The organism is Rhodococcus sp. 7Tela_A2 (assembly GCF_049311045.1).
Classification (GTDB): domain Bacteria; phylum Actinomycetota; class Actinomycetes; order Mycobacteriales; family Mycobacteriaceae; genus Rhodococcus.
In genome coordinates this window covers 1-11031 of record NZ_JAXION010000132.1, presented here as the reverse complement: position 1 = coordinate 11031, position 11031 = coordinate 1, and the positions used below count along the sequence as shown (strand labels likewise).

13 protein-coding genes and 1 pseudogene are annotated in these 11031 nt (G+C 67.6%); 13 read left to right on the top strand and 1 reads right to left on the bottom strand.

Annotation, left to right across the window (positions count from 1 at the left end):
- From TVH25_RS18765 to trmD, 5 genes are all read left to right on the top strand, one after another.
- Positions 1-1022 (top strand): amidohydrolase family protein (locus TVH25_RS18765; RefSeq protein ID WP_422425168.1); only part of this gene is annotated, 1022 nt, incomplete at its 5' end.
- Between the two features lie 172 nt (positions 1023-1194).
- On the top strand, positions 1195-1629 hold the full coding sequence (gene rpsP, locus TVH25_RS18760) for a 30S ribosomal protein S16 (RefSeq protein ID WP_169620536.1): 435 nt from the start codon (positions 1195-1197) through the stop codon (positions 1627-1629).
- Complete coding sequence (locus TVH25_RS18755; protein ID WP_072698641.1) at positions 1629-1871, top strand: RNA-binding protein; 243 nt, start codon at positions 1629-1631, stop codon at positions 1869-1871. Before rpsP ends, TVH25_RS18755 begins: the two co-directional genes overlap by 1 nt.
- A gap of 10 nt (positions 1872-1881) precedes the next feature.
- A complete protein-coding gene (gene rimM / locus TVH25_RS18750; RefSeq protein WP_169620715.1) occupies positions 1882-2475 on the top strand; it encodes a ribosome maturation factor RimM in 594 nt (197 codons plus the stop codon).
- A gap of 4 nt (positions 2476-2479) precedes the next feature.
- Complete coding sequence (trmD, locus tag TVH25_RS18745; protein WP_169620537.1) at positions 2480-3187, top strand: tRNA (guanosine(37)-N1)-methyltransferase TrmD; 708 nt, start codon at positions 2480-2482, stop codon at positions 3185-3187.
- A 19-nt stretch (positions 3188-3206) separates the two neighbouring features.
- On the opposite strand, the gene TVH25_RS18740 is transcribed toward trmD, so the two are convergent.
- Complete coding sequence (locus TVH25_RS18740; RefSeq protein ID WP_169620538.1) at positions 3207-4223, bottom strand: serine hydrolase; 1017 nt, start codon at positions 4221-4223, stop codon at positions 3207-3209.
- 128 nt (positions 4224-4351) lie between these two features.
- Here TVH25_RS18740 and TVH25_RS18735 point away from each other — a divergent pair, with 128 nt between their 5' ends.
- The 8 genes and pseudogenes from TVH25_RS18735 to TVH25_RS18700 form a co-directional block, all read left to right on the top strand.
- Positions 4352-6730, top strand: coding sequence for a Tex-like N-terminal domain-containing protein (locus TVH25_RS18735; RefSeq protein ID WP_169620539.1), 2379 nt, complete (start codon positions 4352-4354; stop codon positions 6728-6730).
- A gap of 97 nt (positions 6731-6827) precedes the next feature.
- Positions 6828-7724, top strand: a complete 897-nt coding sequence (locus TVH25_RS18730; RefSeq protein ID WP_206036818.1) for a hypothetical protein — start codon at positions 6828-6830, stop codon at positions 7722-7724.
- 96 nt (positions 7725-7820) lie between these two features.
- Positions 7821-8162 (top strand): 50S ribosomal protein L19, encoded by a 342-nt coding sequence (gene rplS, locus TVH25_RS18725; RefSeq protein ID WP_072698636.1) that lies wholly within the window; start codon positions 7821-7823, stop codon positions 8160-8162.
- A gap of 103 nt (positions 8163-8265) precedes the next feature.
- On the top strand, positions 8266-9129 hold the full coding sequence (gene lepB / locus TVH25_RS18720; RefSeq protein WP_169652430.1) for a signal peptidase I: 864 nt from the start codon (positions 8266-8268) through the stop codon (positions 9127-9129).
- A 5-nt stretch (positions 9130-9134) separates the two neighbouring features.
- Entirely contained in the window at positions 9135-9833 is a 699-nt protein-coding gene (locus tag TVH25_RS18715; RefSeq protein ID WP_072698889.1) for a ribonuclease HII, read from the top strand.
- Positions 9834-9870: 37 nt separating this feature from the next.
- Positions 9871-10185: a DUF2469 domain-containing protein gene (locus TVH25_RS18710; protein WP_072698634.1), complete on the top strand. Its 315-nt coding sequence runs from the start codon at positions 9871-9873 to the stop codon at positions 10183-10185.
- A gap of 124 nt (positions 10186-10309) precedes the next feature.
- The gene (locus tag TVH25_RS18705; protein ID WP_169620542.1) at positions 10310-10666 is read left to right on the top strand and encodes a YraN family protein; all 357 of its coding nucleotides are present in this window, start codon (positions 10310-10312) and stop codon (positions 10664-10666) included.
- A pseudogene (locus tag TVH25_RS18700) lies at positions 10666-10878 on the top strand (magnesium chelatase domain-containing protein); the annotation flags it as partial. The gene TVH25_RS18705 and the pseudogene TVH25_RS18700, both read left to right, overlap by 1 nt.
- Between the last annotated feature and the right edge of the window lie 153 nt (positions 10879-11031).

Genomic DNA, 11031 nt, shown 5'->3' with positions numbered 1-11031 from the left:
GCATGTTCGCGTCCGAGCCGATTCCCGGCGCCGAGGTTGCGTCGACCGGCGGGTGGATCCTGCCCGGTCTCGTCGATGCCCACTGCCATGTCGGAATCCGCTACGGCGGCGGCATCGAAGACGCTGCCGGGGCCCTCGCGCAAGCGATCGTCGAGCGGGACGCGGGCGTCCTGTTGCTCCGCGACGCCGGGTCTCCCGCCGACACGCGCAGCTTCGACGACGATCCGGCCCTGCCGCGGATCGTCCGCGCCGGCCGTCACATCGCACTCCCGAAGCGGTATATCCGGGGTCTGCCGGTCGAACTGGACGACGAATCGCAACTTCCCGCGGAGGTGGTGAGGCAGGCGCGCGCCGGCGACGGCTGGGTCAAACTGATCGGCGACTGGATCGACCGGGGGAGCGGCGACCTGGCGCCGTTGTGGAGCGATGCCATCCTCGTCGAGGCGATCGCCGCGGCACACCGCGAGGGCGCCCGCGTCACCGCGCACGTGTTCGGTGAAGACGCGTTGCCGGGTCTGCTCGCCGCGGGGATCGACTGCATCGAGCACGGCACCGGCCTGACCGACGAGACGATCGCGACCATGGCGGCAGCGGGCACCGCGCTCGTCCCGACGCTGGTCAACATCGACAACTTCCCCGAAATCGCCGATTCCGCAACGCGTTTCCCAGTGTATGCCGCGCATATGCGGGATTTGCACGCCCGCGTCGCCGACACGATCGGCGCGGCCCACGACGCCGGGGTCCCCATCTATGCCGGCACGGACGCCGGTGGGCACGTCCGGCACGGCCGGATCGCGGACGAGATCGCCGCACTCGCCCGCGTGGGTCTCGGCCCGACCGAAGCGTTCGACGCGGCCGGGTCGGCGGCCCGGACGTGGCTCGGCCACCCCAGCCTCGAGCCGGGCACTCCGGCCGACTTCATCGTCTATACCGAGGACCCGCGCCGGGACCCCGCGGCAGCACGTCCGGATCTCGTCGTCCTCCGCGGTGCGGTCGTCACGCGGAGTGCGTCACTCGCGTGACCTCCGGTTTCGTCCTGGCTCGGCGATCTGGCAGAATGGACCGCTGTCGTCGCATCCGGTTACGTACCGCGCGGCGGTCACAGGTTAGAGGCAAAACCGGGCGTGCCAAAAGGGTGCGCCGTCCGAATTGCACGTGACATGCGCCTTGTGCGCTTCGAAGGAGAACTCAGCCATGGCTGTGAAGATCAAGCTCACCCGTCTCGGCAAGATTCGCAACCCGCAGTACCGCGTGGTCATCGCGGACTCGCGTACCCGTCGCAACGGCCGGGCGATCGAGACGATCGGCAAGTACCACCCCAAGGAAGAGCCGTCGCTGATCCAGATCGATTCGGAGCGCGCGCAGTACTGGCTGAGCGTCGGCGCACAGCCGACCGAGCCCGTCCTCAACCTTCTGAAGATCACCGGTGACTGGCAGAAGTTCAAGGGCCTGCCGGGCACCGAGGGCACCCTGAAGACCGCAGAGCCCAAGCCGTCCAAGCTCGAGCTGTTCCAGGCCGCTCTCGCGCAGGCCGAGAACGAGCCGGCCGCCGCAGCGACCACCCCGAAGAAGAAGAAGGCTGCCAAGGAAGAGGCCACCGAGGCCGAGTCCACCGAGGCCGCCGAGTAATGAGCACCGTGGTCGCCGACGCCGTCGAGCATCTTGTTCGTGGAATCGTCGCCAACCCCGATGACGTCCGCGTCGACCTGATCACAGGCCGACGGGGACGCACCGTCGAGGTTCACGTCAACCCCGACGATCTCGGCAAGGTGATCGGTCGTGGTGGGCGTACCGCCACCGCGCTGCGGACCCTCGTCACCGGCATCGGTGGCCGGGGCATTCGCGTCGACGTCGTCGACACCGACCGATAGGCGCATGCAGGTGGAGCTCGTGGTAGGCCGGGTGGCGAAGTCGCACGGCATCAAGGGTGAGGTGGTCGTCGAGGTTCGCACCGACGAACCCGAGGAGCGCTTTGCTGTGGGTGCGGTCCTGCGTGGCCGCAAACCCCGCGAGAAGAACCTGCAGGACTACACGGTAGAAGCCGCCCGGGAGCATTCCGGGCGGCTTCTGCTGCGCTTGACCGGGGTTGACGATCGCAGCACGGCGGACGCGCTGCGCGGAACCCTGTTCGTCGTCGACAGCGACGACCTGGGGCCGTCCGACGATCCCGACGAATTCTACGATCACGAACTCGAAGGGCTGTCGGTGCGCATCGTCGCCGGCCGTCCCGACGGCGGCACCGTGGTGGGCACCGTGCGCGAGGTGCTGCACACGGCCGCCGGTGAACTGCTCTCGCTCCGTCCCGTCGACGACGAGCGCGCGGAACTGCTGATCCCGTTCGTCACCGACATCGTGCCGACCGTGTCTCTCGCGGACGGTGTCATCGAGATCGATCCGCCCGAAGGTCTGCTCGACCCCGACTTCGGGGAGCCGCCTTCGAAGGCGTCACAGCGGAACAGCAAGGGAGACAGGTAGTTCCGTGCGACTCGATGTCGTCACCATCTTTCCCGAATATCTCGCACCGATGCGTGCAGCGCTCCTTGGCAAGGCCATCGACAAAGGCCTGATCTCCGTGGACATCCACAATCTCCGCGACTGGACGCACGACGTCCACAAGGCCGTCGACGACTCGCCGTACGGCGGGGGTCCCGGAATGGTCATGAAACCCACCGTCTGGGGGCCTGCCCTCGACGACGTGCTCGCCGGCCCCGACGGCGACACCGACCCCGACGTCCTGCTCGTCGTCCCCACCCCCGCGGGGCGGCCGTTCGACCAGGCCACCGCCCAGCGCTGGTCGCAGGAGAAGCGCATCGTCTTCGCGTGCGGCAGGTACGAAGGCATCGACCAACGTGTCTTCGACGACGCGGCCCGCCGCGTGCGCGTCGAGGAAGTGAGCATCGGGGACTACGTACTGATCGGCGGGGAAGTCGCGGTACTCGTCATGGTCGAGGCCGTCGTCAGGTTGCTCCCCGGCGTCCTCGGCAATCAGCAGTCGCACCAGGAAGATTCCTTCTCCGACGGACTCCTCGAGGGACCGAGCTATACGCGGCCCGCCAGTTGGCGTGGACTGGACGTACCGGCGGTGCTCCTCTCGGGCGACCACGCGAAGGTCGCCGCCTGGCGCCGGGAGCAATCGCTCGCCCGCACCCGGGAACGCCGGCCCGACCTGCTGCCCGACGAGAACTGACCGCTCTGCGCGCTGCCGCTCAGCGATCGGCGCTGCTGCCCAGTGCCGTCTCCACCGCCATCGACACCGTCTCGCGCGCATGCCGGGCGCTGCCGTCGTAGGTCACGTCGTAGAGCGCCGTATCCGGCAGGCTTCCCGTGCCGAACTCGGGATCGCCCTCCTCGTAGGTGACCTCTTCCTGCGACGTCACGGCCACGACATACCGTTGGTCGTCGCCGAAGAAACCGGTGGACAGGTGCACCCACTCGCCGTCGAGGCAGCACATCCATCCCTGCTTGACCCCGAGATCGGTCATGCCCGGCAGGCCTTCGGGCAGACCGAACGTCTGGTCGTACCCGTCCGATCCTGTGGGTGTGAAATCGGTCAGATATCCGATGATCCGGGCGCGCGCCTCTTCGTCGAGCCCGCCGCGACCACCGAGCACATCGTCATACCAGGTGAGCAGGTCCGACGCCGTGGTCGTCGTGTTCCACCACCACGGTGAGAACGGCGGCGTGGTCCCGGTGAGGTTGTGCCGCTCCGCAACCCGCAAGACCATCTCCGAACCACCGTGCTGCGCCCACAGCAGATTCGCGGCCGTGTCGTCGGACGACCGGAGCATGTTCTCGATGAGGTCGTAGTCGTCCTCGGTGAGTGTCACTTCGCCGGTCGACTCGCGGAACAGCAGGTCGTCGGCGAGAAACAGTTTCACCACCGATGCGGTTTCCACGGGCTCGTCCACGCCGCCCACCGTGCGTGCGCCGGTGCTGCGATCCAGCACGGCGATGGTCATCCGGGCACCCCGGCGTTCCGCGAGGGTCGCTGCCGCTTCGATGCGGTCGGCGACCGACTCCACGTCGAGTGAGGACGAGCCCATCTGCAAGGCGAGGTCCGCGAACCCGTCACCGTCGGTATCCGTGACACCCGGGTTCAGCGCGGCAAGCGCCGGCACGATCTCTTTCGACCCGTCGGACTGCGATCCACACGCCACTACCGTTGCTGCTGCGAGCAGCACCGTTGCGTACGACCGAGCACCGGTCCGGCGACCCCGATTCATCGTTTGCTCCTGTATGCCATTGTGCGGCGCGCAGCACCATGCGTCCACGCGTCCGTCGTCGACGCTCCGTCCGGAACCCGATGTGGCGCCCGGGGAGCTTCGCAAGGATAAATGTAGGGTCGATCGTCGTGACAACCGAACCCGACACCGTGATCCGGCGAATCGCCGACGAACTCGACGTCCGCGAACACCAGGTGGCTGCGGCGGTGGGATTGCTCGACGGCGGCGCGACCGTTCCGTTCGTCGCGCGCTACCGCAAGGAAGCGACCGGCGGACTCGACGATGCCCAGCTCCGCACCCTCGAAGAGCGACTGCGGTACCTGCGTGAACTCGACGAGCGCCGCACCGCGATCCTCGAATCGATCGAGGCCCAAGGCAAACTCGACGACGACCTGCGCGCCCAGATCCGCCTCGCGGACACCAAGGCCAGGCTCGAGGACATCTACCTGCCCTACAAGCCCAAGCGGCGCACGAAAGCGCAGATCGCGCGGGAAGCCGGCCACGAACCCGTCGCCGACGCCCTCTACTCGGACCCGAGCACCGATCCCGCCGGGTTCTCCGCAGAGCAACTCGACGGTGCACGTGCCATCCTCGTCGAGCGTTTCGCGGAGGACCCCGACCTCGTCGGTGAACTTCGCGAGGCGATGTGGAGCCGCGGTTGCATGAAAGCGGCCGTCCGCCCGGGCAAGGAGACCGACGGCGCGAAGTTCGCGGACTACTTCGAATTCTCCGAGCCGTTCACCCAGCTTCCGTCCCACCGCATCCTCGCGATGCTGCGTGGCGAAAAGGAAGAGGTGCTCTCCCTGACGCTCGTTCCCGATGCCGACGAGCCCGAGCCGGGGGAGCCGTCGTACTTCGAGGGCCGCATCGCCGCACGTTTCGGTATCGCCGACCGCGGCCGGGCCGCCGACCGCTGGTTGCTCGACACCGTGCGCTGGGCGTGGCGGACCCGCCTGCAGGTCTCGCTCGGTGTCGATCTCCGGATGCGGCTCAAGCAGTCCGCGGAGAAGGATGCCGTCGACGTCTTCGCGGCAAACCTCAAGGATCTTCTGCTCGCCGCACCCGCCGGGTCCCGTCCCACCATGGGCCTGGACCCCGGCTTCCGCACCGGCACCAAGGTCGCAGTGGTCGACGCCACCGGCAAGGTCGTCGACCATGCCACGATCTACCCGCACCAGCCCCACAACAAACGGGACCAGTCGCTGGCGACCCTCGCCCAACTCGTCGCGAGGCACGGCGTCGAACTGATCGCCATCGGTAACGGCACGGCGTCGCGGGAGACCGACGCGCTCGCCACCGAACTGATCGCGAAGCTCGGCACGCCCGGTCTCACGAAGATCGTGGTGTCCGAGGCCGGGGCCTCGGTGTACTCGGCCTCGGCGTACGCCTCACAGGAACTGCCCGACCTCGACGTGTCGATCCGCGGCGCGGTATCGATCGCCCGGCGCCTGCAGGATCCGCTCGCCGAACTGGTCAAGATCGATCCCAAGTCCATCGGCGTGGGGCAGTACCAGCACGACGTCTCGGAGACGATGCTCGCCCGGTCGCTCGGAGCGGTCGTCGAAGATGCGGTGAACGCGGTGGGGGTCGATGTCAACACTGCGTCGGTGCCGCTGCTCTCGCGCGTCTCGGGTGTCACGTCGTCGCTCGCCGAGAGCATCGTGGCGCACCGCGACCAGAACGGTCCCTTCCCCAGCCGCCGGGCGCTCAAGGACGTCGCGCGGCTCGGTCCCAAGGCGTTCGAGCAGTGCGCCGGATTCCTCCGCATCCCCAACGGTGAGGATCCGCTCGACGCGTCCGCCGTGCACCCCGAGGCCTACCCCGTGGTGCGACGGATCGCCGAACGCAGCGGGACGGCCGTGCGCGAACTGCTGGGCAACACCGCAACGCTCCGTACGGTGCGTCCCGACGACTTCGTCGACGACAAGTTCGGGCTGCCGACGGTCACCGACATCATCGGGGAACTCGAAAAGCCCGGACGCGACCCCCGCCCGGAGTTCAAGACCGCCACCTTCGCGGTGGGCGTCGAGAAGGTGGGCGACCTGAAGCCCGGGATGGTGCTCGAAGGTGTCGTCACCAACGTCGCCGCATTCGGTGCGTTCGTCGACGTCGGAGTGCACCAGGACGGTCTGGTGCATGTGTCGGCCATGTCGCGCAGCTTCGTCAAGGATCCGCACGACGTCGTCAAGTCCGGTGAAGTGGTCAAGGTGAAGGTCCTCGAGGTCGACGTGCCGAGACAGCGCATCGCGCTGACCCTCCGCCTCGACGACGAGCTGCCCTCGACCACGCCCGATGCGTCCGACGGGCGTCCGTCCCGGGGCGGTGCACGCCGCGGGGGACCGGCCGGCGGCCAGAGCCGGGGCAGCACTCAGGGCCGGGGCGACAGCCAGACGCGGGGCAACGGACAGGGAGGCCGGAACCGCGACGGGCAGTCGGGCCGGCGCACCGAAGCTCCGGCCGCCGGGTCCATGGCCGAGGCGCTGCGACGAGCCGGATTCGGCAAGTAGTTCGTATCCCGGTGCGGGGTCGCGTTGTTCCGCGGCGTGGCCCCGCACCTGCGATGCTGAGTTGTATGGAGTGGCTGCCGGTCGTGCGATGACCGGAATGATCGACTGGTTCCGCAGAGAAATCGTCGAGCAGGGGCGATTTCCGCTGCTGTGCTTCCTCATCGGTTTCGTGGTGGCCTTCTTGTTCATCCGGATGAGCGTGCGCATGATCCGCGCGAACGTGCGGTGGTGGCCCGGCAACATCAGTCCCGGCGGACACCATGTGCACCATGTGGTGTTCGGCGTGGTGACCATGGTGATCGCCGGTGGTGGCCTGATCGGCTTCTACGAGGACGGCAGCCTGGCGGCCGGGGTCGTGTTCGCGACGCTGTTCGGGATCGGCGCCGCGTTGACCCTGGACGAGTTCGCGCTGATCTTCTACCTCAACGACGTCTATTGGGACGAAGAAGGCCGCGTCTCGGTCGACGCGGTGTTCGTCGCGGTCGCCGTGACGGGCATGTTGCTCGTCGGGCTCCGGCCGCTGGACCTCGGGGACGCCGGCAATTTCGAGGACACCGGCGACCTGGTCAGCCGCGGCCTGCTGGTGGTGGGTGCGGTGATCGACCTGCTGCTGGCGATGGTCGTCCTGTCCAAGGGGAAGATCTGGACGGGGCTGGTGGGCTTGTTCTTCGCTCCGCTGCTGTGGGTCGGTGCGCTCCGGTTGTCGCGTCCGGCGGCACCGTGGGCACGGGCGCGGTACGCACCCGACTCGCGCAAGATGGCTCGGTCGCTCGCCCGGGAGCGGAAAGTACGTCGCCCCGTCGTCCGGGCGAAGGTCGTCGTGCAGAACCTCGTGGCGGGGGCTCCGACACTCGAGACGGTGCGCGGGAGCGTGGAGAATTCGAAGGTCGTGGCCGAGGAGGTCCTCGACCGGGAGGTGCATCCCGCGCTGCCACCGCCGTCGATTTCGCCTCCAGCGGCGTCGTCTGGCACAATTGACGGGTTGCCCCGTTAGGGCACGCCTACCTGACCTGGGTATGAACCGGTCGAGCCCGCCTCACGGTGGTCGCCGCCAGGTTCCTCTGCTCGAGCGAAAAAGAGGATGTAACCGATGAACACCCTGGACTTTCTGGACGCAAAGTCGCTGCGCGACGACATCCCGGACTTCCGTCCCGGCGACACGCTCGACGTGCACGTCAAGGTTATCGAGGGCTCCAAGGAGCGCGTGCAGGTCTTCAAGGGCGTCGTGATCCGGCGTCAGGGCGGCGGCGTCCGCGAGACCTTCACCGTGCGCAAGGTGTCGTTCGGCGTCGGTGTCGAGCGCACCTTCCCGGTCCACAGCCCCAACATTGCGAAGATCGACGTCCTCACCCGCGGTGACGTGCGTCGCGCCAAGCTGTACTACCTGCGCGACCTGCGCGGCAAGGCTGCGAAGATCAAGGAAAAGCGCTGATCTCCACGCGCTGAACCACGCGTTCGACAACCCGGTACGGACATTCGTCCGTGCCGGGTTGTCGCTGTTCGGAGAGCGTCGGGACAGACGCTAGGCTGTCGTCGTGGCAGATTCCCCGCACGATCCGGCCGGTCCGGGTGCGCACCGTTACAGCGACGACGCCGTCGCCCGCAACCACCGAACCTCCGGTGCACACCACCGGCGCGACGACGCCGATCCGGGCGGTGGATTCTCCCGCAAGGACGACAACACGGACACGAAGAAGGAGAAGTCCTTCTGGCGTGAACTCCCGATTCTCATCGTGGTGGCGCTGGCACTGAGTTTCCTGCTCCAGACATTCGTCGCCCGCGTCTACCTCATCCCGTCCGAGTCGATGGAGCCCACGCTCCACGGATGCCCGGGCTGTACCGGAGACCGGATCGTCGTCGAGAAGATCAGCTACCGCTTCACCGATCCCCGGCCCGGCGACGTCATCGTGTTCAAGGGACCCGACTCGTGGTCGGCGGGATACACCTCGACTCGCTCCGACAATGTCGTTCTGCGCGGCCTCCAGGAGGTCGGCTCGCTGATCGGTGTCGTGCCGCCCGACGAGAACGACCTCGTCAAGCGCGTCATCGCGGTCGGGGGTCAGACGGTCGAGTGCTGCGACGACCAGGGCCGCGTCCTCGTCGACGGCAAACCGCTCGACGAGCCGTATGTGCAGATGGACTACCCGTTCACGCCCGGCGTGGTCGACTGCGACACCGAAGTACCGTCCGGCCGGTGCTTCGGCCCGATCACCGTCCCCGAGGACGCGGTATGGGTCATGGGCGACAACCGCAGCAACTCCGCGGACTCGCGGTATCACGTCGGCGACGAATACCAGGGTGCCGTTCCCCTGGACAACGTGATCGGCAAGGCCCAGTTCATCGTGCTGCCCCCCGGACGGTGGGGTCTGATCGATTCTCCGGAGATAATCCCCTCGTGACCGTTCTGGACAATTGGCCCCCTCGTCCGGTGATCCGCAGGTCCGCAGGCCTGCGGACGATGGAATCCGCCCTCGTGCGGTGCGGACTCGGCCCCGTGGCCGGAGTCGACGAGGCCGGGCGAGGTCCGTGCGCCGGCCCGCTGGTCATCGCGGCCTGCATTCTCGGCCCGAAGCCGCACCCGTCGCTCGATCGGCTCGACGACTCGAAGAAGCTCACCGAGAAGACTCGCGAAGAGTTGTACGCGGTCATCACGCGCAGGGCACTCGCGTGGAATGTGATCGAGGTACCGGCCGCGGAGATCGACGCGATCGGTATCCACGTGGCCAACATCGAAGGCATGCGACGCGCCGTCGCGGGCCTGTCCCTCGCACCTGGCTATGTGCTCACCGACGGATTCCGGGTGCCCGGTCTGCCGGTTCCGTCGCTTCCGGTCATCGGCGGAGACGGCGCGGCCGCCTGTATCGCGGCCGCCAGTATTCTCGCCAAGGTCACGCGAGATCGGATCATGGTGGACCTCGATCGCGAGATACCGGGGTACGGTTTCGCGGTACACAAGGGCTACAACACACCCGCCCACATCGCGGCGCTGCAAGAACGCGGCCCGTGCCACGAGCATCGACGGTCGTGGGCAAACGTCGCGGCGGTGTCCGGCGACACCCCGTTCCGGCGGCGATTGTTCATCGACGAGGCAGATGCGGGATGATGACAGGACACACCGGACTGGGAGGACACCGAAAGCGATGAGTGCCGAGGATCTCGAAAAGTACGAAACCGAGATGGAGCTCTCGCTGTACCGGGAGTACCGGGACATCGTCGGTCAGTTCGCGTACGTCGTGGAGACCGAACGACGGTTCTATCTCGCCAACGCGGTCGAGTTGCTCCCGCACAACGCGAGCGGAGAGGTGTACTTCGAGGTACGCATGTCCGACGCCTGGGTTTGGGACATGTACCGCCCCGCGCGGTTCGTCAAGCACGTCCGGGTGATCACCTTCAAGGACGTCAACATCGAAGAACTCGACAAGCCCGAGTTGAGGTTGCCCGACAAGCTGGGATAGCCGACCCGAGGGCGTTGTCCACAACGCCCGCCCTCATCCACAGATCACGCCTCGGGGCCCTTGTTTCCGTTGCCTCGCGCCCTCCCCGCTGCACAGTAGGTGCACGCAGGGGGAGGAGCCGGGCATGGGACGTAATCGGGATCTGGGGATACGCGGGGAAGACCTCGCCGCAGAATTCCTCGAGTCCGCCGGAATGGTGGTGCTCGAACGCAATTGGCGCACGCGGTACGGGGAACTCGATCTGATCGCGCAGGACGGCGCGGTCCTCGTATTCGTGGAGGTCAAGACCCGGTCGGGTCTCGGGTACGGCACGCCCGCCGAAGCCGTCACCCGAGGTAAGACCGAACGGATCCGGCGTCTCGCGGGCATGTGGCTCGCCGCGCAGAGCAGGCGGTGGACGCACATCCGGGTGGATGTCGTGACAGTGCTGCTCCAGCGCGGCTACGCGCCCGTCATCACCCACCTGCGGCAGGTGCTGTGATGGCGCTGGGCAGAGCCTGGTCGGTGGCGGTCTCGGGTGTCGACGGGCAGGTCGTCGAGATAGAAGCGGATATCGGCCGGGGGCTACCCGGCGTGACCATGGTCGGCCTGCCCGACACCGCACTCCAGGAGTCCCGCGATCGGGTGCGGGCCGCGGTATCCAATTCTGGTGCCGCATGGCCGGATTCGAAAGTCGTGCTGGCGTTGTCGCCGGACTGAGGCAATACCGGCTGACCTGCCGGTGTGGATGGTCCGCGACCGCGGTCACCTGGAACCACGCACGGGTGCTCACCCGCCAACACACACCGGAAACGCCCCACGACTGACCGAGCAGGGCACCGGCACCGAGCTGGTGCCCCGTGGGGG